The organism is Sphingomonas sp. P3_C6, assembly GCF_056402595.1.
Genome location: NZ_JBFUHB010000005.1, coordinates 1 through 20,870, shown reverse-complemented (window position 1 = coordinate 20,870; position 20,870 = coordinate 1). Strand labels below are relative to the sequence as shown.

Genomic DNA, 20,870 nt, shown 5'->3' with positions numbered 1-20,870 from the left:
TGAGTACAATATCGTTCTGTGTCATTTGGCGGCTTCTCTTGCGCAGGCCATGAGATGCGACATCGCACGCGCGACATGTTTTTCGACCGCGCTCGGCGAAATGCCGAAACGCTCCGCAATCAGCTCCTTTTCGATATTCTCGACGCGATAGAGGATGAAGATCGAGCGCGTCGTGACCGGCAGGTCGCCGAGCGAACAAAGGAACTGGACATGACGCTCTTCGCGGCAGCGAGACGTTCGGGATCGAGGAAGTCGATGCTTTGCCCGTAAAGCTCGCGCACGGCATCGGCCTGGTCGGTCCGGCCCCTGCCGTAGCGGGCGCGATCCCGGAGAAGGTTGGCCGCGATCTGGAAGATGTAACCGGCATGCAGGCCGCTTTGCCGGGCGTCGCCGCCGAACAGGCGCGCGAAGGTCTCCTGAGTCAGATCCTCTGCCTCGGCCCCGTCGCGCACCCGCTTCAGGAAGAACGAGATAAGCGCCGGTCGCCAGCGCGGACCTCGACATCTACCTCAAGGCTTCTTTCACCAAGCAGGTCGCACTTCCCCATTCGAGCATTCCAATGGGTAATACGTCCCAGAGCGCCAAACACACAGCATCACCGACAACGCATGACAATCCGGCGGTCCTCAGCCACTCTACCGGATGCAACACGTCAGCGATCCCATCGGAGCCCGCTCGTTCAGTTGAGCCTCACTCCGGCTCGAAATTGTGCAGGATCACCGGGCGCGGGTTGAACGGAATGCGCGTCGACATCGGCGTCGACGGGCTGTTGCCGGCACGGTGCCAGCGGCCCTTGGCTGCGGTGACGACGTCGCCTTGATCAGCTTCGAAATAGGGGAAGCCCTCGATCTGGTAGCCGATCTTGCCCTCCATGATGAACCAGAACTCGGTCCAGTCGACATGGAAATGGCCCTTGTTGGTCGCCGGCGGCACTGGCGCGGCCTTGCTGCGCAGGATGTTCGAGGTGAAGTGATCGTCCCACACGAACTTGCCGTTATAGGTCTTGTCGCCGACCGCGATGTCCTTCTGGAAATCGACCCAGATCGGATTGCTCGTGCCACCCGTGGTGATGGTCGCCGGCCCCGGATTGCCGCGCACCTTCACATAGGTACGGCCCGGATAGGCATCGGGCGTTTCGGAGAGCGGGAAGAGCGGTGGCGAGCCGGCCTGGCGCACTTCGAAACGGAGCGAGGGCTTATCGCCCACTGTCTCGATCGTATAGAGATGGCGGAACGGCACGCTAACCATGAAGCCCTTGGTCGCGACGAACGGCTCGACACCGTCGATCGTCACCTTCATCGAGCCGTCCTGCACGATCCAGACGACCCGGTCGTCGCCATACATGCGCGCCTTGGTCTTCTTGCCTGCGCCGAGCGAGATATAGTCCGCATCCTGTTCCTGGTTGCGGATGATCGGCTGAACCCAGTCGGTCTTGCCACGATGCGCAGCGAGGATCTCGGACAGTTTCCAGTGCACCTTGTTGGGCGCGACGTAGGGCGTCGGCTTGGTCGGCTTGGCCGACCAGTAATTCTCCGCGATCTTCTGCCCGGCGGGCATCGGTTCGGTTTGCGGCACAAACTGCGCGGCCGCCATGCACGCCGTTGAGACCGCGACAGCCGCCGCCCCGAAATACAACAAGGCCTTCATCATACTCTCCCTCCAACGGCGTTGTCCCGCCTCGTTCATAGGGATGCATGACATCGATTTTGCATGCAAGGTGCCGGGACTGTATCTGGCGACAGTTTATTCCGCCCGGTCGAGCATCCTGATGATGCCGGAGAAATCCACACCGCCCTGCCCCTCGGCCGCGAACTTCTCATAAAGCTCGGCCGCCTTCGCACCCATCGGCGTGTCGGCATGCGCCCCGGCTGCCGCTTCCATCGCGAGACGCAAGTCCTTGAGCATCAGCGCAGCGGCGAAGCCGCCCTGATAGTCATGATCCGCGGGCGTATCGGGGCCAACGCCGGGCAGCGGCGCATAAGTGGTCATCGACCAGCTCTGCCCCGACGAGACCGACGAGATGTCGAAGAATTTCTGCGGGTCGAGCCCAAGCTTCCGCGCCAGCAGGAACGCCTCGCAGGTCGCGACCATCGTCGCGCCGAGCAGCATGTTGTTAGCGATCTTCGCGGTCTGGCCGGTACCGCTGTCGCCCGCATGGATCACTGCCTTGCCCATGTCGGAGAGGAAAGGCTCGGCCCGGTCGAACGCCTCGACGCTGCCGCCGACCATGAAAGTCAGCGTGCCGGCATTGGCCGCGCCGATGCCACCGGAGACGGGTGCGTCGACCGAGGTCAGGCCCTTGGCCAGCGCTGCCTCACCGATGCGCTTGGCCGTCGCGACGTCGATCGTCGAACAGTCGATCAGGATCGCCGACGCAGGCGCGGTGCCGAAAAGGCTTTCAGTATAGACCTGCTCCACATGCTTGCCGGCGGGCAACATGGTGATGATCGCCTCCGCGCCATCGGCCGCTTCCTCCGCACTTGCGACGGGCAGGCAACCGGCGGCTTTGGCGCGTTCAAGCGCTTCGGCGGAGAGATCGAAGGCGCGGACGTCGTGCCCCTTCTTCGCGAGATTCGCGGCCATGCCGCCGCCCATATTTCCGAGACCGATGAATCCGACGCGTGCCATTTTTCTATCCTTCTCCCCTCCCGCWWGCGRGAGGGGGAGCAATAATTACTTGCCCGTCCAGTTACCCGGGCGCTTCTCTACAAACGCCGCCATGCCTTCCTTCTGGTCCGCCGTGCCGAACAGGCCGTGGAACAGGCGCCGTTCGAACTGCACGCCCATGGCGAGCCCGGTCTCGAACGCCGCATTGACCATTTCCTTGTTCGCCTTGACCGCGAGCGGCGCCATCGATGCGATCGCGGCAGCGGTCTTCACCGCTTCCTCGACCAGATCAGCGGCAGGGACGATACGGCTGACCAGCCCGGCGCGTTCAGCCTCGTCGGCGCCCATCATGCGGCCGGTAAGACACATCTCCATCGCCTTGGCCTTGCCCACGGCGCGGGTGAGCCGCTGGGAGCCGCCCATGCCAGGGGCCACCGCGAGCTTGATCTCGGGCTGGCCGAACTTCGCCGTGTCCGCGGCAAGGATGAAATCGCACATCATCGCCAGCTCGCACCCGCCACCGAGCGCGAATCCGGCGACCGCAGCGATGATCGGCTTGCGCGTGGCCGTGAACTTCTCCCAGCCGGCGAAGAAATTGTGGCCGTACATGTCGGCAAAGCCCTGGGCCTGCATCTCCTTGATGTCGGCGCCGGCGGCAAAGGCCTTTTCGCTGCCGGTGAGGACGGCGCAGCCCTGTGTCTCGTCCGCATCGAACGCGGCCGTGGCGGCGATCAGGTCGGCCAGCACCTGGCTGTTGAGCGCGTTCAGCGCGTGCGGTCGGTTGAGCGTGATCAGCGTGACGGCGCCGCGCTGCTCGACGAGGAGGGTTTCATATTCTGCCATGGGGTGTTCCTTATGCGGGGGTCCACGCCTCGCCGTCAGGCAAGGGTGCGAAGATCTGGTCGATGACATGATCGGTCACGCCCTCCGGCGTGGGCGGATCCCATTTGGGCGCGTTGTCCTTGTCGACGATCACCGCGCGGACCCCTTCAAGGAAGTCGTGACGCTGAACGACATGGGCACCGACGGCATATTCCTGGCGCATCTCGTCCTCGAAGGTCGGCATCATCGCGCCTTCCTCGAGCAGGCGGAGCGAGACCTTCATCGTTTGGGGTGATTTGGTACGCAGCGTGGCAAGCTGGGCCTGCGCCCATTCGCCCTTGTCGGCTTCGAGTGCGGCGAAGATGTCTTCCAGCACATCCGACGCGAACAGCCGGTCGATCGCCTCGCGGTGGGCGAGGATTCGGGCCTCGGGGGCGGTCGCCGACAGATCGTCGAGGATCGCGGCGATCTCCTGCGGCTCGGCGGTGATGCGGGCCTTGGCCTCATCCAGTGCCTCGCTCGGCACATAATGACTGGCAAGACCAAGCGCGAGGCACTCGGCGCCATCCAGTCGATGGCCGGTCAGCGCGAGATATTGCCCTGTCCGGCCCGGCAGGCGCGAGAGATACCATCCGCCGCCGACATCGGGGAACAGGCCGATGCCGGTCTCTGGCATGGCGAGCCGGGTGTTCTCGGTCGCCACCCGATAACGCGCCGGCTGCGACAGACCGACGCCGCCGCCCATGGTGATACCGTCCATGAAGGCGACGATCGGCTTGGCATAGGTGAACAGCCGGTGGTTCATCCGGTATTCGGTGTGGAAGAATTCCCGCGCCTCCGCGCCGTCCTTCGCGCCGCTTTCCGCGAGCATGCGGATGTCACCCCCCGCGCAGAAACCGCGGCCCTCGGCATGATCGATCAATACCGCCTCGACATCGAGGTCGATCCGCCACGCTTCGAGCGCCGCCAGAATCTCGGCGCACATCGCGGTGTTGAGTGCGTGAATCGCCTTGGGCCGGTTGAGCCGGATCCGGGCGACTTTACTGCTGTTCTGAGTGATAACGTCGGTGGTCATCGATTCAATCTACCAACAAGAGCGAGCGGGCACATTTCCCTCTCCCAGCGGGGGAGGGAGATACGTGCGAACGTCTGTCACTGCCGCGTCAGGTCCCGGCCGACGATCATGCGCATCACCTGGTTCGTGCCCTCCAGGATCGAGTGCACGCGCAGATCGCGCCAGAAACGTTCGATCGGATAGTCCATCAGATAGCCATAGCCGCCATGGAGCTGCAACGCGCGGTCGGCGACGGACGATCCGGTGTCGGTCGCGAGACGCTTGGCCATCGCCGCGAACTTGGTCTTGTCCGGCGCGTTGGCCGTGACCTTGGCCGCCGCCATATAGAGCAGCGCGCGGGCCGCCTCGAGCTCCGTCGCCATGTCGGCGAGCATGAACTGGGTGTTCTGGAAATCCGCGATGGCGGTGCCGAACTGCTTGCGGTCCTTGGTGTATCTGATCGCTTCGTCGAGACACCGCTGCGCCCCGCCGAGCGAGCAGGCGCCGATATTGAGCCTGCCACCGTCCAGGCCCATCATCGCGATACGGAACCCCTCCCCTTCGGCGCCGACGAGGTTCCCCTTCGGCACACGCACGCCGTCGAACATCACCTGCGCAGTAGGCTGCGAGTGCCAACCGAGCTTGCGCTCGTTCGCGCCGAAGCTGACGCCCGGCATGCCTTTCTCGATCACCAGGCAGGAGATGCCCTTCGGCCCCTCCTCGCCGGTGCGGACCATGGTGACGTAGATCTCGTTCTCGCCGCCGCCCGAGATGAACTGCTTCGAGCCGGTGACGACATAATCGTCGCCGTCCTTGACCGCCCTGGTCTTGAGCGCCGCTGCGTCGGAGCCGGAGCCGGGCTCGGTCAGACAATAGCTTGCGATCTCGTCCATCGTGACGAGGCGGGGCAGATATTTGTCTTTAACCGCCTGGCTACCGAACCGGTCGATCATCCACGACGCCATGTTGTGGATCGAGATGAAGGCCGAGGTGGACGCGCAACCATAGGCCATCGCCTCCATGATCAGCGCCGATTCCAGCCGGCCGAGGTTGATGCCCCCACTCTCCTCCGAGACATAGATCGCGGCAAAGCCTAGCTCGGCCGCGGCCTTGATCGTCTCGCGCGGGAAGATGTGCTTCTCGTCCCATTCGGCCGCGAACGGCGTGATGCGATCCGCGGTGAACTTGCGCGCAAGATCCTGGATCTCGCGCTGATCGTCGGTGATGTCGAATTGCTGGGTCATGCAGATGTTCCTGAGAGAAAAAACTTCGCGCCTCTGCGCGGCGAGGCGGCATTTCCGGACACCGGACCGGGGTCTATCGCGCTTGACGGAGAATTCCCACAGGCGTGATGGACGGCGTTTCGCGGGCCAGCCATAACGGCCGCGATATGACGCGGCTGATGCTCCTCGATACGGTGATGCGCGTACTGGCAATCGGCCAGCTGCTGCTGATCGCGATGGTGATCGGCCGCGGCCGGGCGCCGAAACCGATACGGATCGCGACGGCGATGCTGCTGATCGGCGTATGCTGTTACCTGACCCTGGCGACCTATCTGTTCCGGCCGGTCGAGGGCCCGCTCTGGGCGCTGATCCAACTTGCCGCGCAGTCGGTGCCGCTGCTGCTGTGGATCTTCGCCCATCTGCTGTTCGAACGCGCGATCGACCGGCGGGCCCTGATCGCCGGCATCGTGGTTACCCTCGGCTGCTGGATCTGCTTCTTCTTCGCGCGCTATGCGGTGATCGACCCGCGGTTTGCGATCTCCCTGGTTCAGCGCGGCGCTTCGCTCATCCTCATCAGCCATGCGATCCTGATCGCGCTTCGCGAGCGGGGCGACGACCTGATCGAGAAGCGCCGCCAGCTCCGCGTCGGATTCGTGATCGTCGTGGGGACACTGGCCTTCATCGTGATCGTACTGGAGATGCTGTTCGGATTCCGCCGCGCGGATCCGAGCATCGCCCTCGCACAGGCCCTCGCGATCCTGATCGCCACGACGGCGATGGGCGTCGCCCTGCTGCAAAGCGATCCCGAGTTGCTGTTCGACCCGGCCCAGCCCGAGCCCGAACCGGCGCCAAGCTTCAGCCCCTCCGAGCATGTGCTCAACCGCAAGCTGGAGACGGCAATCGCGGAGGCGATCTATCGCGAGCCGGGCCTGAGCATCGGTGCGCTGGCCGAGCTGCTCGAGACGCCCGAGCACCGGCTGCGCAGCCTGATCAACCAGCGGCTCGGCTATCGCAATTTCTCGGCGTTCCTGAACCACCACCGGATCGGCGAGGCCAAGGCACTGCTGGTCGACCCGATGCATGTCGACCTGCCGATCCTGACCATCGCGATGGACCTGGGATATGGCTCGCTCGCGCCGTTCAACCGCGCCTTTCGCGAGACCGTCGGCCAGTCGCCGAGCGAATATCGCCGCACGAACATCGTGCGGAACTGAAAAAAGGCGATCGATTCCGGAATCGATCGGCATTTTTCGGGGCAGCGCAGCGGCGGAAAGCGCGGCCGGGTAGGCTGAGAGCCGAACCCAATCGAACGGAGCACCCAAGTGATCGGCACTTTGATCGGAACCCTGCAGATCGTCAGCGAGCACTGGCTGCACAGCTTCACCATCGAGATGACGCGCTACCTGATCGGGGCCGCGGGGATCGCGATCCTCTATTGGCTGTTGCGCCGCTGGACCGCGCCGCGCCGCATCCAGCAACGCGCCGCGACCATGGCCGACCGCCGGCGCGAGCTGACGCTCTCGGTGCAGACGGTCGCGGTCTTCGGCGTGGTCGATCTGATCGCCTTCGCGCTGATCACCGGCGGCGTGATCGCCATCGCGCATGATTTCAATCCGTGGCTGGTAGCGGTGCAGGCGGTCGCCCTCGCGATCGCGCACGATGCCTATTTCTACTGGATGCACCGCGGGCTCCACCTGCGCGCGATGTTCCGCCGCGCCCATGCCGCGCACCACCAGTCGCGTACGCCGACGTCCTGGGCAGCCTACGCCTTCGCGCCGATCGAGGCCGTGTTCGAGGCTCTCTACGTGCCGATCGCCCTGCTGCTCCTGTCACTGTTCGGGCCGATCTATCCGCTCGCCATCTTCATCTTCCTTGGCCACCAGATCGCGCGCAACGCGATCGGCCATTCCGGGCATGAACTCGCCTGGTCCGGCTTCACGCGGTCGCCCTGGACCGGCTGGCTGACCACCACCACGCACCACGACCTGCACCATAGCGAGGGCCGGTATAATTTCGGCCTCTACTTCAGCTGGTGGGACCGGTGGATGGGCACCGAGCATCCGAAATATCATGCGCGGTTCGAGAGCGTGGCGGCGCGGAATTTGGTGGAAGGCAGCCCGGCCACCGCCTGACCCTCACAGCCACGGGCCCACACGGGTCCATGGCTGGAAAGATCGAGGCAGCCCGGCAAGTGCCTCACCCCATGGTCGGAATGACGAAGGCGTTGGCGCCATCGCCCACACCGCCATCCGGCCAGCGCTGCGTGACCGTCTTGATCTTGGTCCAGAACTTCACGCCTTCCATGCCATGCTGGTTGGTGTCGCCGAACCCGGAACGCTTCCAGCCGCCAAAGCTGTGATAGGCGATCGGCACCGGGATCGGCACGTTGATGCCGACCATGCCGACATTGACGCGCGAGGCGAATTCGCGGGCGGCATGGCCGTTACGGGTGAAGATGGCGACGCCGTTGCCATATTGGTGCTCCGACGGCAGGCGCACGGCGTGCTCGAAATCGTCGGCGCGGACGATCTGCAGCACGGGGCCGAAAATCTCTTCCTTGTACGCCTGCATGTCTGGCGTGACGTGGTCGAACAGCGACGGGCCGACAAAGAAGCCCTGCTCATGTCCCTGAAGCTCGAAACCGCGGCCGTCGACGACCAGCTCGGCGCCTTCGTCGACGCCGGTCTGGATCCAGTTCTCGATGCGCTGCTTGTGCGCGGCGTTCACCACCGGGCCGTAATGCGCCTCGGCATCGGTCGACACGCCTACCCGCAGCGCCTCGATCGCGGGGATCAGCTTTTCGCGCAGCGCAATGGCGGTCTTCTCGCCGACCGGCACGACCACCGGGAGCGCCATGCAGCGCTCGCCGGCCGAGCCGAAGGCGGCGCCCGAGAGATCGGCAACGACTTGGTCGAGATCGGCATCCGGCATGACGATGCCATGGTTCTTCGCCCCGCCCATCGCCTGGACGCGCTTACCGGCGGCGACACCGCGCTTGTAGACATAATGCGCGATGTCGGACGAGCCGACGAAGCTGACCGCCGAGATCGCCGGATGATCGAGGATCGCGTCGACCATTTCCTTGTCGCCGTGCACGACCTGGAAAATGCCCTCCGGCAGGCCAGCCTCGAGGAACAGCTGCCCGAGCCGCACCGGCACCGACGGATCGCGCTCGCTCGGCTTCAGGATGAAGGCGTTGCCCACCGCCATCGCGATGCTAGACATCCATAGCGGGATCATCGCCGGGAAGTTGAACGGGGTGATACCGGCGCCGATGCCGAGCGGCTGGCGCATCGAATAGACGTCGATGCCCGGGCCGGCGCCCTGGGTATATTCGCCCTTCAGCGCGTGCGGAATGCCGCAGGCGAACTCGACGACCTCAAGGCCGCGCTGGATATCGCCCTTCGCATCGGCGACGACCTTGCCATGTTCGGACGAGAGCAGGTGCGCCAGCTCGTCCATGTTCTTTTCGACGAGCGCCTTGAAGGCAAACATCACGCGGGCGCGGCGCTGCGGGTTGGTGGCCGCCCAGGCCGGCTGCGCCTGTTGCGCGGCGGCGATGGCGGCATCGAGCACCGCCTGGTCGCCGAGATTGACGGTTGCCTGGACCTGGCCGGTATTGGGGTCGAACACATCGGCCGTCCGGCCCGAACCGCCGCCGCTGAGGCCCGCGACGTGATGATCGATGAGGCGCATGTCGAACCTTCCCAAAACTTTTGTCTCCCCTTCCTTACGCTCGGAGAATTTGCAGGCAAGGTGCCGAGGGTGCATGTGACGCCTGCAATTATGCAGGACTGAGACGAGATGTTCGATTGGGACGACCTGCGGATATTCCTGGCGGTGGCGCGGTCGCGGCATCTTGCCTCTGCGGCGCGATCTCTGGGGATGGATGCGACGACGGTGGGGCGGCGGCTGCGGCGGCTCGCCGCGGCGCTCCAGTCGGAATTGTTCGAGATGGAGGCGGGCGAGCGGCGGCTGACCGAGCAGGGCCAGGCCTTGTTCGCCCATGCCGAGACGATCGAGAGCACCGCGTTGCACGCGCTGGGCGAAGTGGGCGGCGGATCGAACCAGGCGACCGGGCATGTGCGGCTGAGCGTCGCCGAGGGGGTCGCCACATGGGTGCTGGCGCCGCGCCTGCCCGAGTTCCGCAAGCGTCATCCCGATATCAGGCTCGACCTCGTCACCGCGTCCGGGTTCCTCAACCCGTCGAAGCGCGAGGCCGATATCGCGGTGATGATGGCCCGGCCGCGCCATGGCCGGCTGATCGCGGCGAAGCTCGCCGATTACCGGCTGCGGCTCTATGCGGCGCAGGGCTATCTCGACGCGCACGGCCCGATCGGTTCGATCGAAGAACTGAACGGGCACACGCTCATCGGCTATGTACCCGAATTTCTTTACTCGCCGGAACTCGACTATCTGGGGGAGGTCGCGCCGGGGTTCGATGCCAATCTGCGCTCGACCAGCATCAACGTACAGTATAGCGCCATCGCCAACGGCACCGGCATCGGCGTGCTGCCAAGCTTCATCGCCGACCAGGACCCAGGCCTTACCATGTTGTTCCCCGACCAGGTCGATATCGTGCGTAGCTTCTGGCTGGTGACGCACAGCGACATGCGACGGCTCGCACGGATCGAAGCAGTGCTGGACTGGTTGAAGGAGTCGGCGACGGGCCCGTTGCGGCCGTCGATATTTGCCCCCGGGAGGACATCATGAGCGTCGCATTCCGCCGCGAGAGCGACGAGGAACACAAGGAACCGAAGTTCGAGTTGCCGCTGCCACCGGGGCCGAACCTGGTGACGGCGCGCGGACTGGCGCTGATCGATGCGCGCGTGGCCGCGCTTGAGACCGAGATCGCGGCCGAGGCGGACGAGACGGCGCGCGAGGTACTGAAGCGCGAGCTACGCTACTGGAACACCCGCCAGACCACGGCGATGCTCGCCCCCGACCCCGATGGCGAGGACGTCGCGTTCGGCACGCGGGTGACGTTCCGCCTCAACGGCGCGCTGCGCACGATCGATATCGTCGGCAGCGACGAGGCCGACCCGGCGGCGGGGCGCATCGCGTTCACCGCGCCGCTGGCGAACGCGATGATCGGCGCCGAGGCCGGCGAATTTCTCGACTATAACGGCAAGGCCAATGCGATCGAGATCGTAGAGATCGGTCGAGCAGGCAACGAGAAACCTGAACGGGAGTAATACGCCTGACACACTTTGCGACAATCCGAATCCTTGTCGATGCGGATGCGTGCCCCGTAAAGGACGAGACCTACAAGGTGGCCTTTCGCCACGAGGTGCCGGTGGCGATCGTGAGTAACAGCATCATGCGAATTCCTGTCCATCCTTTGGTGGAGCGGGTAGTCGTGAGCGACGGATTCGACGCCGCCGATGACTGGATCGCCGAGCGCGCCGACGCCGCCGCCGTGGTCGTGACGGCGGACATCCTGCTCGCCGACCGGTGCCTCAAGGCCGGTGCCACCGTGATCTCGCCGACCGGCAAACCCTTCACCACCAGCTCGATCGGGGCCGCCGTCGCGACCCGCGCGATCATGGCCGACCTGCGCGCCGGCGGCGACGTGATCGGCGGGCCGGCCCCTTTTTCGAAGACGGATCGTTCCCGCTTCCTCTCGGCGCTCGACCAGGCGCTGGTGTCACTCAAGCGCAGGGGTCTTTCGTCATGAGCGAGGACAGATTCGAACGTCACCGCCAGCCATGGACCAGCGACGAGATCCAGAAGCTGCACACCCTCGCCAAAAAAGGCATGGCGCTCAAGGCGATAGCCAAGGCGCTCAAGCGGAGCGAGGAATCCACGAAGGATCGCGCAAAGGCGGATGGCCTGTCTATCGCGAAACTTCGATAGGATATAGGATATAGGACCAGAACAAAGCATTTGCTGGACCGTCGGTGACGGGACAGGAACCGAGGGCTGAGGGATGTTGTTCGGCATTTTTTTTGCGTGGGAATCCCCCATCGCAAATGCCGCTGCGGTCTGAAGCGATGGAGAAAGAATGACCGTGCGATCGCTTAACCCTGTGCGTATGTCCTCGCTTGCCGTGCTTGCCGCGGCCATGCTGCTGTCCGGCTGCGGCAAGGCCGACCCGCAGGAGCAGGGCGGCGGCGGCCGCCGTCGCGGCCCGCAAGGCCCGCCGCAGGTCGGCTTTATCGTCGTCCAGCCGACCAGCGTCGCGATCATCACCGAACTGGCCGGCCGCACCACCGCCTATGAAAGCTCCGAGGTGCGCCCGCAGGTATCGGGCGTGATCTATCGTCGCTTCTTCACCGAAGGCGCCCTCGTCAAGCAGGGCCAGCCGCTCTACCAGATCGACCCGAGCCTCTATCGCGCGGCGGCCAACCAGGCCTCGGCCAATCTGGCCAGTGCGAGCGCGAGCGCCGAGGCGGCCAGGGTCAAGGCCGACCGCTACAAGCCGCTGGCCGATATCGAGGCGGTGGCGAAGCAGGATTATACCGACGCCCTCGCCCAGGCACGCCAGGCCGCGGCAGCCGTCGCGCAGAACCGTGCGGCACTCGACACGGCGAAGGTCAATCTGCGTTTCACCACGGTCCCCGCCCCAATCACGGGCCGGATCGGGCGCTCGCTCTACACGGTGGGCGCACTGGTCACGACCAACCAGGCCGATCCGCTCGCGACGATCCAGCGGCTCGACCCGATGTATGTCGACATCCAGCAATCGAGCGCCGATCTGCTGCGGCTGCGCCGCGCGCTTGCATCGGGCGGCCACAGCCCGACCAATGCCGAAGTGCGCCTGAAGCTTGAGGATGGCAGCGATTATGGCCCCGCCGGCTCGATCGAATTCTCCGAAGTGGTGGTGAGCCCGACGACCGGCACGGTGACGTTGCGCGCCCGCTTCCCCAACCCGCAGGGCGAATTGCTGCCGGGCATGTTCGTGCGGGCGAGCTTCGCCCAGTCGGTCGATAACAACGCCTTCCTCATCCCGCAGCCGGCCGTGTCGCGCGACCCGAAGGGCGGCGCGACGGTGTTCATCGTCGGGCCCGGCAACAAGGCCATCCAGCGTACCGTAACCGCGACCAAGGCAATCGGCACCAACTGGGTCGTCACCTCCGGCATCAACAAGGGCGACAAGGTGATCGTCCAGGGCGTCGGCAAGACGCTGCCCAACCAGGTGGTGAAGCCGGTGCCGGCGAGCCAGCCGGAACGGATCGGCGCGCCCCAGAAGGGTGCAGACGGCAACAAGACCGGAGGCCAGGGCAACCAGGCCGGCCAGACGCGCGGTTGATCGGACAGTGATTTCACGCATCTTCATCGACCGGCCGATCTTCGCCTGGGTCGTCGCCATCATCATCATGCTCGCCGGTGTGGGCGCGATCTTCACCCTGCCAATCGAGCAGTTCCCCGACGTGGCGCCGCCCAACGTCAACATCCGCGCCAATTACCCCGGCGCCTCGTCCGAGACGCTGGAGAACAGCGTCACGCAGGTGATCGAGCAACAGCTGACCGGCATCGACGGGCTGCTCTATTTCAGCTCCAATTCGAACTCGCGCGGCGGCGTGAGCATCAGCGCGACCTTCGCCAAGGGCATCGACCCCGACATCGCGCAGGTGCAGGTGCAGAACAAGGTGCAGCAGGCGTTGCCACGCCTGCCCTCCCAGGTGCAGCAGCAGGGCCTGACGGTCACCAAGTCCAACCCCGACTTCCTGATGGTCGCGGCGATCTTCGACACGACCGATACGCGCACCAACCAGGACGTGTCGGATTACATGGTCTCCACCCTGCAGGAGCCGATCGGCCGCCTGGAAGGCGTGGGCGACATCAACGTGTTCGGATCGCAATATGCGATGCGCGTGTGGTTGAACCCGGACCGGCTCGCCAGCTATTCGCTGATGCCGAGCGACATCATCGCCGCAATCACGGCGCAGAATGCCGAAGTCGCGGCGGGCGAAGTGGGCGGCGTGCCCAACAGCCCGGACCAGGCGCTGAACGCCACGGTGACGGCACAGAGCCGCCTGTCGACGCCCGCGCAGTTCGCCAATATCGTGGTGAAGACTCAACCCGACGGATCGACGCTTCACCTGAAGGATGTCGCACGGGTCGAGCTGGGATCCGAAAATTACGGCATCGTCAGCCGGATCAACGGCCATCCCGGCGCCGGCATCGCCGTCAGCCTCGCGCCGGGGGCAGACGCGCTCAAGACCGCCGAACTGGTCAAGGCCGAGATCGCTGCGCAGGCGAAGAAATTCCCGGCCGGCTTCGACTATGATTTCCCGCAGGACGTGACCGAATTCATCAAGCTGTCGGTCGAGGAAGTGGTCTGGACGCTGATCGAGGCGATCATCCTGGTCGTCATCGTCATGTTCATCTTCCTGCAGAGCTGGCGCGCGACCCTGATCCCGACGATCGCGGTGCCGGTCGTGCTGCTGGGCACCTTCGCGATCTTTGCCGTTGCCGGCTTCACGATCAACACGCTGACGATGTTCGGCCTGGTGCTGGCGATCGGACTGCTCGTCGACGACGCGATCGTCGTGGTGGAGAATGTCGAGCGGCTGATGGATGAGAATCCGGGCATGAGCCCGCGCGATGCGACGATCGAGTCGATGAACGAGATCACCGTCGCGCTGATCGCCATCGCGCTGGTGCTGTCGGCCGTGTTCCTGCCGATGGCGTTCTTCGGCGGATCGACCGGCGTTATCTATCGGCAATTCTCCGTCACGATCGTCTCGGCGATGGTGCTGTCCGTGGTGGTGGCCCTGGTTCTGACGCCCGCGCTGACCGCGACGATGCTCAAGCGCAAGGAAGACGAGCACGAGAGCAAATATGCCTGGGTCCGCGCCGTCAACCACCGGATGGAAGGCGCGAAGACCTGGTTCAACAGCAATTTCGAGCGCAATCAGGACCGCTATACCAAGGCAGTCGGCAAGGTCGTCGATCGCAAATTCCTGTTCCTGGCGATCTATGGCGTGACCGTGGCGATCCTGGCGATCATGTTCATCCGGTTGCCGACCGGCTTCCTGCCGACCGAAGATCAGGGCACGACGAGCATCCAGTTCAACCTCGGGCCAGGCGCGACGATCGGCAAGACTCAGCAGGCGCAGCGCGAGATCGAGAAATATTTCCTGAAGACAGCCGGCAAGAACACCGACGCGATCATGACGGTCGCGGGCGGCGGCGGTGGCGGCCAGAATACCGGCCGCGGTTTCGTGGCGCTAAAGGACTGGTCGGAACGCAAGGGCGAAAAGAACGGCGCACAGGCGATCGCTCGCGGCGCGACCCAGGCGCTGGGCGGCCTGCGCGATGTCGAATTCTATGCGACGGTGCCGTCGGCTGTGCGCGGCCTCGGCCAGTCGGCCGGTTTCCAGATGGAGCTGCAGAATACCGGCGGACTGAGCCGTCAGGAGTTCAAGGCGGTACGCGACAAGCTACTCGCGGCGGCCCGCGCGGATTCCTCGCTTCAGGCAGTCCGGCCGACCGACCTACAGGACCAGCCTACCCTGAAGGTCGATGTCGATCCCCAGAAGCTGAGCACGCTCGGGCTGAGCCAGGCCGACGTCAACAACACGCTGTCGACCGCATGGGGCGGCCGCTACGTCAACGACTTCAACGACCGCGGCCGCGTGAAGCGCGTCTATGTCCAGGGCGATGCGCCATACCGCGCCTCGCCGGACGATATCGCCGCCTGGTATGTCCGCGGATCGACCGGCCAGATGGCGCCTTTCTCGTCCTTCGCCAATGTCACCTGGGGCACGGCGCCGTCGTCGCTCAGCCGGTTCGGCGGCTTCTCGTCCTACGAGCTGCAGGGCCAGGCGGCACCGGGCGTCAGCTCGGGCGAAGCGATGGCGAAAATGGAACAGCTTGCCGCGCAATATCCGGGCACGAGCGTGGCATGGGCCGGCCTGTCCTTCCAGGAACGACTGTCGTCGGGCCAGGCGCCTTATCTCTACGCATTGTCGCTGCTGGTCGTCTTCCTGTGCCTTGCCGCGCTCTACGAGAGCTGGACGATCCCGATCGCGGTGCTGCTGATCATCCCATTGGGCCTGGTCGGCGCGGTGTTCGCAGTGACCCTGCGCGGGCTGGAGAATGACGTGTACCTCCAGATCGGCCTGCTGACCACGATGGGCCTGGCGGCGAAGAACGCGATCCTGATGATCGAATTCGCCGAACAAGCCGAGAAGCAGGGCAAGCGCGTGATCGATGCGGCGCTGGAGGCGGCCCGTATCCGTCTCCGCCCGATCCTGATGACCAGCCTCGCCTTCATCTTCGGCGTGCTGCCACTGGCGATCTCGACCGGCGCCGGCGCCAACAGCCGTGTCGCCATCGGCACGGCGGTGATCGGGGGCATGCTGACGGCGACGATCCTCGCGATCTTCTACATCCCGCTGTTCTTCGTGCTGGTGCGTCGGGGCACGCGCAACGTGATGGCGCATTTGCACCATGAACATCCGGTGCCCCCTGCCCCGCCCTCCGCCCAGCCCGAGGGGGAGAAGGCATGATGCGCATCACCCACACCGTTCGGGCTGAACTTGTCGAAGCCCTGCACTTCTCTTCTGACGGTGAAAAGAAGGACAATCCTTCGACAAGCTCAGGACGAACGGGAAAGTTGAGGCTCGTAGCGCTTCTCGCCATGACCTCGCTCGGCGCCTGCTCGATGGCGCCGAAATATGTGCGGCCGGAACTGCCGGTGCCGGCATCATGGCCGGTCGGCGATGCCTATCTGCAGCAGAGCGAGGCAGCGCTGCCGGCAGTCTCCTATCGCGATATCTTCCGCGACCAGCGGTTGCAGGCCCTGATCGAACAGGCACTAGCCAACAATCGCGACCTGCGCATCGCGGCGGCGAACATCGCGGCGGCCCGGTCGCAATATCGCATCCAGCGGGCCGGCCTGTTCCCGGCGATCGGGACGTCGGCCGGCGCAACGCATTCGGACAATGGCAATGGTGCCGGCGACCGGAGCAATTTCTCGCTCGATGGTGGGATCACCGCGTTCGAGATCGACCTGTTCGGACGGATCAGGTCGCTCAGCACGGCGGCGCAGAACAGCTATTTCGCCACTGAGGCAGCGGCGCGGGCGACGCGTCTGACCCTGGTCGGCGATATCGCCAGTGCATGGTTGGCCTATGGTGCCGACAAGAGCCTCCAGGCGATCGCGCAGGACACGGCGAACAGCGCGGAGCAGAGCGTGAAGCTGACCCGCGCGCGGTTGCAGGGCGGCATCGCGCCGCGCACCGACCTGCGCCAGGCCGAGACGGTGCTCGCGACCGCTCAATCGGACCTTGCCCAGCAGACCACAAATGTCGCGCAGGATATCAACGCGCTGCAATTGCTCGTCGGCGCGCCGATCGACCCGGCGATGCTGCCGGGATCGATCGAGGAAGCGGGCAAGACCATCGCAGAGCTGCCGGCCGGCGTCGATTCAGGCATCCTGCTGCGTCGCCCCGATGTGGTGCAGGCCGAATATCAGCTGCGCAGCGCCAATGCCGAGATCGGCGCGGCGCGGGCCGCCCTGTTCCCGCGCATCTCGCTGACCGCCCTGCTCGGTGTTGCGAGCGGTTCGCTGGGCGATCTCTTCAAGGGCGGGTCGTTCAACTATTCGACCGGCGCCAATGCCAGCTACACCATCTTCAACGCCGGTGCGGGCCGGGCGAATGTCCGCCTGTCCGAAGCGCAGCGAGATGCGGCGCTGGCCGGGTACGAGAAGTCGATCCAGACGGCGTTCCGCGAAGTCTCGGATGCGCTGGCGTTGCGCGGGACGATCACCGAGCAGTTGCGAGCGACCCAGGCGCTCGCCACGGCGTCGGCGGATAATTATCGCCTGTCCGACGCGCGCTATCGCGGCGGCATCGACACCTTCCTGCAGAGCCTGGATGCGCAACGGTCGCTCTATTCGGCGCGGCGGCAGCTTATCGGTACTCAATTGTCGGCGGCGACCAATCTGGTGACGCTGTATCGAACATTGGGCGGGGATTCGACGCTTGATGCTACGGCGTCGGGGCCGACGCCGGTGAGCGGCGGCCCTTCAGGATGATCCCGCGAGAGGCGGTACGCGCGCTCGCTTGACGGATGCCTAAAGCGGGTAAAGGATGCGGTTGCATGACGACCACCCCCGACCCAGGCGCGTTCTTCCGCGAGATGCTCGGCCAGTGGGAGCAGATGGCCAACCAGTTCGGCGGCCAGGTGATGAAGTCAGGCGAATTCTCCCGGGTGATGCAGGGCGCCAGCAGCGCGACCATGACGGCCCAGGGCGCAGTTCACCAGATGATGGACAAGGCGCTGGCCGCCGCCAACATGCCGAGCCGGAGCGAGGTCGAGGATCTGTCCGCACGCGTCAGGCGGATCGAGGAGTCGGTCGGGCGGATCGAGGCATTGCTGATGGCCCAGGCCTCCACCCTGCCGCCGGGCATGCAGCCGCCGGAGCGTCCGAAACCGAAACGCACCAGAAAGCCGCCGGAGAAATCGGCTTGAGCGTGTCGCGCCGCTGATCATGGCCGAGCAGAGCGCCCCCGACCTGTTCACCCAGGCGCGTACTGCGTTCGACCGCGCCCTGCAGCGCAACTTCAAGGGGCTCGACTATTTCGCCTCGCCTGCGCCGGCGCTCGGAGCGAGCCCGAAGGATCTGCTGATCCAGCGCGGCACGATGAACCTCTACCATTATCGCCCGATGACCGACGAGGTGTTCCGGGTGCCGTTGCTGCTGGTGATGGCGACGACCAATCGCGGCTACATCTTCGACATGGTGCCGGGGCAGAGCCTGGTCGAATATCTGCTGAAGGCCGGGTTCGACGTGTTCATGCTCGACTGGAGCCCGCCGCGCGCCGACGAAAAAGGCCTGACGCTCGACGATTATGTGCTGGATTTTATCCCGAGCGCGATCGCGCGGGTTCAGCAGGAGACCGGCGAGGAGGATTTCACCATCGTCGGCTATTGCTTCGGCGGGGTGCTGTCGCTGCTTTGGGCCGCGTTGCATCCGGACGCGCCGATGAAGAACCTCGTTACCTTCACCACGCCAGTCGATTTCTCCAAGATGGAGATGTTCCAGGCCTGGGCCGACCAGCGCTTCTTCGATGTCGACCGGCTCGTCGATACGTTCGGCAATTGCCCGGCGGATTATCTCTATACTGCGTTCGACATGCTGCGGCCGGGTGCTCGGATCGCGGGGAATATCCGGCTGCTCGATAATCTGTGGAACGACGACTATGTCAAATCCTTCCGGATGTTCGATCGCTGGGCGAGCGACACGCTGCCGCTGGCGGGCGAATATTTCCGCGAAACCACCAAAAAGCTGATGTGGGATAACGCCCTCGACAAGGGCACGATGGAGGTCGGCGGACGCCCGATCGACCTGGGCGGGATCACCGCACCTTTCCTGCACGTCACTGCCGAGCACGACCATATCGTGCCGTCCGAGGCATCCGCGCCGCTGATCGACAAGATCGGTTCGGCCGACAAGGAACAGGTGACAATGAAGGGCGGCCATGTCAGCCTCGTCGCCGGGGGCAACGCGATCAAGCGGCTGTGGCCGAAGCTGGTCGACTGGTTAGGGGAAAGGTCGACATGAGCCATCATATCAGGCGGTTCGCGCCGGGCGACCGTGACGCGATGCTGACCTTCGCCAATACGCTGCCCGAACATGACCTGCTGTTCCTCGGCCGCGACCTGAAGCATCCGCGCGTGGTCGACGCCTGGCAGTCGGCGATCGAGGAAGGCTGGATCGACAGCCTGGTGGCTGAGGACGGCGGCGAGTTCATCGGCACTGCGGCGCTGGTGCGCGATCCGCTCGGGTGGAGCGCGCATGTCGGCGAGATCCGCCTGCTGGTCGCGCCGGGCAAGCGCGGGTCCGGCATCGGGCGAGACCTGCTCGAGGCGATCTATGCCGTCGCGATGGAGCGCGGGCTGGAGAAGCTGACCGCGCAGATGACGCCCGACCAGATCGGGTCGGTGATGCTGTTCGAGAGCCTGGGTTTTCGCGCCGAAGCGCTGCTGAAGGACCATGCGCGCGACCGCGACGGCAAACCGCACGACCTGGCCATCCTGGCGCATGACGTCGCGCGGGTGACGGCGCAGCACCGGGCGTTCGGGATCGAGGAATGAACTATAGTGCAATGCAGCGGGTTTAGACTGCACGACGTAGGAAGGACGACCGAATGACAGCAGCTCAGGCCGACGAGATTCGGCCGCCTTCAGCATTTCTCGCCGTTACCGAATTGCCGCGCGCGCTTGCCGAGTTCGGCTCATTGGGCCTCGCTGCACCGATCCTCGCCACGGCGCCGCGCGGCGACGGGCATCCGGTGATGGTGCTGCCGGGTTTCGTCACCAGCGACCGCTCGACCACCGTGTTGCGGCGTTTCCTGAGCGGGCTTGGTTATGACGCGCATGAATGGGGCCTTGGCCGCAATCTCGGCCCCAAGGCCATCGGGTATGAGGGCGAAAAGCTCGTCGAGCGGCTGCGCGCAATTCATGACGCGACGGGGCAGAAGGTAAGCCTGGTCGGCTGGAGCCTAGGCGGCGTGATGGCGCGCCAGCTGTCGCGGCGCGTGCCGGAGGCCGTGCGGCAGGTGATCTCGCTCGGATCGCCTTTCACCGGCACGCCGCGCGCCACCAATGTGTGGCGCGCCTATGAGGTGCTGACGGGGCAAAAGATCGACGACCCTTCAGTCCGCAGCCAGATGCGCGAGAGCGAGGAAGTGCCGCCGGTGCCGTCCACCGCGATCTATTCGCGCGAGGACGGCGTGGTCGCCTGGCAGAACTGCATCGAGCCGCGCGGGCCCGAAACCGATAATATCGAGGTGCATGGCAGCCATTGCGGGCTCGGGGTGAACCCGGCGGTTTTGTACGCGATCGCCGACCGGCTGGCGCAGGCCGACGGGGCGTGGCGGCCGTTCGAGCGCAGCGGGCTTAAGGCGCTGGTCTACCCGTTTGCGGGACATGCCTGACTCCTGATCCTCCCCGGTACGGCAGGGGAATCGCATATGGCGATAAGGGTCTGGCGCAGTTTGCCAGATTGGATTCTGTATCGTCTCCTGGATTGCCTGGGAGGAGCAGATGCGGGGTTTCCAAGAGCTATTCGAGGTTGTGCCGGACCCTCGTCGTGCGAATGTCAGTCATGCCTTGCCGGACATATTGCTGATAGCGTTTGCAGCGGTGCTGTGCGGGGCGGAGACGTGCGTCGATATCGCCGAATTTGGCGAAGCGAAGCTGGA

The 20,870-nt window shown here is 65.0% G+C and carries 22 protein-coding genes; 14 read left to right on the top strand and 8 right to left on the bottom strand.

Going from position 1 to position 20,870, the window contains the following annotated elements:
• Positions 1–21 precede the first annotated feature (21 nt).
• The 7 genes from AC1DT7_RS07845 to AC1DT7_RS07815 all read right to left on the bottom strand — a co-directional run bounded on the left by AC1DT7_RS07845 (position 22) and on the right by AC1DT7_RS07815 (position 5,727).
• A complete protein-coding gene (locus AC1DT7_RS07845; RefSeq protein ID WP_478035529.1) occupies positions 22–156 on the bottom strand; it encodes a sigma factor-like helix-turn-helix DNA-binding protein in 135 nt (44 codons plus the stop codon).
• A complete protein-coding gene (locus tag AC1DT7_RS07840) occupies positions 120–452 on the bottom strand; it encodes a sigma factor (protein WP_478035379.1) in 333 nt (110 codons plus the stop codon). Before AC1DT7_RS07840 ends, AC1DT7_RS07845 begins: the two co-directional genes overlap by 37 nt.
• Before the next feature lie 238 nt (positions 453–690).
• Positions 691–1,647: a cupin domain-containing protein gene (locus tag AC1DT7_RS07835; RefSeq protein ID WP_478035378.1), complete on the bottom strand. Its 957-nt coding sequence runs from the start codon at positions 1,645–1,647 to the stop codon at positions 691–693.
• 96 nt (positions 1,648–1,743) lie between these two features.
• On the bottom strand, positions 1,744–2,628 hold the full coding sequence (gene mmsB, locus AC1DT7_RS07830) for a 3-hydroxyisobutyrate dehydrogenase (protein WP_478035377.1): 885 nt from the start codon (positions 2,626–2,628) through the stop codon (positions 1,744–1,746).
• A gap of 45 nt (positions 2,629–2,673) precedes the next feature.
• Positions 2,674–3,450: an enoyl-CoA hydratase gene (locus tag AC1DT7_RS07825; RefSeq protein ID WP_478035376.1), complete on the bottom strand. Its 777-nt coding sequence runs from the start codon at positions 3,448–3,450 to the stop codon at positions 2,674–2,676.
• A 10-nt stretch (positions 3,451–3,460) separates the two neighbouring features.
• Positions 3,461–4,504, bottom strand: a complete 1,044-nt coding sequence (locus AC1DT7_RS07820; RefSeq protein ID WP_478035375.1) for an enoyl-CoA hydratase/isomerase family protein — start codon at positions 4,502–4,504, stop codon at positions 3,461–3,463.
• A 77-nt stretch (positions 4,505–4,581) separates the two neighbouring features.
• Positions 4,582–5,727: an acyl-CoA dehydrogenase family protein gene (locus tag AC1DT7_RS07815; protein WP_478035374.1), complete on the bottom strand. Its 1,146-nt coding sequence runs from the start codon at positions 5,725–5,727 to the stop codon at positions 4,582–4,584.
• Positions 5,728–5,834: 107 nt separating this feature from the next.
• Between AC1DT7_RS07815 and AC1DT7_RS07810 the strand changes: the two genes are divergently transcribed.
• Together AC1DT7_RS07810 and AC1DT7_RS07805 are read left to right on the top strand one after the other, a co-directional pair.
• Positions 5,835–6,920 carry an AraC family transcriptional regulator gene (locus AC1DT7_RS07810; protein WP_478035528.1) on the top strand — a complete coding sequence of 362 codons (1,086 nt, stop codon included), beginning with the start codon at positions 5,835–5,837 and terminating at the stop codon, positions 6,918–6,920.
• Positions 6,921–7,028: 108 nt separating this feature from the next.
• Positions 7,029–7,838, top strand: a complete 810-nt coding sequence (locus tag AC1DT7_RS07805) for a sterol desaturase family protein (protein ID WP_478035373.1) — start codon at positions 7,029–7,031, stop codon at positions 7,836–7,838.
• A 64-nt stretch (positions 7,839–7,902) separates the two neighbouring features.
• Here the strand turns inward: AC1DT7_RS07805 and AC1DT7_RS07800 are convergent, their stop codons facing one another.
• On the bottom strand, positions 7,903–9,402 hold the full coding sequence (locus AC1DT7_RS07800; RefSeq protein WP_478035372.1) for a CoA-acylating methylmalonate-semialdehyde dehydrogenase: 1,500 nt from the start codon (positions 9,400–9,402) through the stop codon (positions 7,903–7,905).
• A 108-nt stretch (positions 9,403–9,510) separates the two neighbouring features.
• On the opposite strand from AC1DT7_RS07800, the gene AC1DT7_RS07795 reads away from it, so the two are divergent.
• The 12 genes from AC1DT7_RS07795 to AC1DT7_RS07740 form a co-directional block, all read left to right on the top strand.
• On the top strand, positions 9,511–10,419 hold the full coding sequence (locus AC1DT7_RS07795) for a LysR family transcriptional regulator (protein WP_478035371.1): 909 nt from the start codon (positions 9,511–9,513) through the stop codon (positions 10,417–10,419).
• Positions 10,416–10,901: a GreA/GreB family elongation factor gene (locus AC1DT7_RS07790; RefSeq protein WP_478035370.1), complete on the top strand. Its 486-nt coding sequence runs from the start codon at positions 10,416–10,418 to the stop codon at positions 10,899–10,901. The genes AC1DT7_RS07795 and AC1DT7_RS07790 overlap by 4 nt, the downstream gene beginning before the upstream one ends.
• Positions 10,902–10,924: 23 nt before the next feature.
• A complete protein-coding gene (locus tag AC1DT7_RS07785) occupies positions 10,925–11,383 on the top strand; it encodes a YaiI/YqxD family protein (RefSeq protein ID WP_478035527.1) in 459 nt (152 codons plus the stop codon).
• Positions 11,380–11,562, top strand: coding sequence for a hypothetical protein (locus AC1DT7_RS07780; protein WP_299908929.1), 183 nt, complete (start codon positions 11,380–11,382; stop codon positions 11,560–11,562). The genes AC1DT7_RS07785 and AC1DT7_RS07780 overlap by 4 nt, the downstream gene beginning before the upstream one ends.
• Before the next feature lie 148 nt (positions 11,563–11,710).
• The gene (locus AC1DT7_RS07775; protein WP_478035369.1) at positions 11,711–12,958 is read left to right on the top strand and encodes an efflux RND transporter periplasmic adaptor subunit; all 1,248 of its coding nucleotides are present in this window, start codon (positions 11,711–11,713) and stop codon (positions 12,956–12,958) included.
• A 7-nt stretch (positions 12,959–12,965) separates the two neighbouring features.
• Positions 12,966–16,166 carry an efflux RND transporter permease subunit gene (locus tag AC1DT7_RS07770; protein WP_478035368.1) on the top strand — a complete coding sequence of 1,067 codons (3,201 nt, stop codon included), beginning with the start codon at positions 12,966–12,968 and terminating at the stop codon, positions 16,164–16,166.
• Positions 16,167–16,297: 131 nt separating this feature from the next.
• Positions 16,298–17,698 (top strand): efflux transporter outer membrane subunit, encoded by a 1,401-nt coding sequence (locus AC1DT7_RS07765; RefSeq protein WP_478035526.1) that lies wholly within the window; start codon positions 16,298–16,300, stop codon positions 17,696–17,698.
• 65 nt (positions 17,699–17,763) lie between these two features.
• Entirely contained in the window at positions 17,764–18,135 is a 372-nt protein-coding gene (locus tag AC1DT7_RS07760) for a poly(R)-hydroxyalkanoic acid synthase subunit PhaE (protein ID WP_478035367.1), read from the top strand.
• 19 nt (positions 18,136–18,154) lie between these two features.
• On the top strand, positions 18,155–19,228 hold the full coding sequence (locus tag AC1DT7_RS07755) for an alpha/beta fold hydrolase (RefSeq protein ID WP_478035366.1): 1,074 nt from the start codon (positions 18,155–18,157) through the stop codon (positions 19,226–19,228).
• Entirely contained in the window at positions 19,225–19,761 is a 537-nt protein-coding gene (locus AC1DT7_RS07750; protein WP_478035365.1) for an N-acetyltransferase family protein, read from the top strand. The genes AC1DT7_RS07755 and AC1DT7_RS07750 overlap by 4 nt, the downstream gene beginning before the upstream one ends.
• A 53-nt stretch (positions 19,762–19,814) precedes the next feature.
• Complete coding sequence (locus AC1DT7_RS07745) at positions 19,815–20,603, top strand: esterase/lipase family protein (RefSeq protein ID WP_478035364.1); 789 nt, start codon at positions 19,815–19,817, stop codon at positions 20,601–20,603.
• A gap of 109 nt (positions 20,604–20,712) precedes the next feature.
• The coding region (locus AC1DT7_RS07740) for a transposase family protein (protein ID WP_478035525.1) at positions 20,713–20,870 on the top strand (158 nt) is incomplete at its 3' end.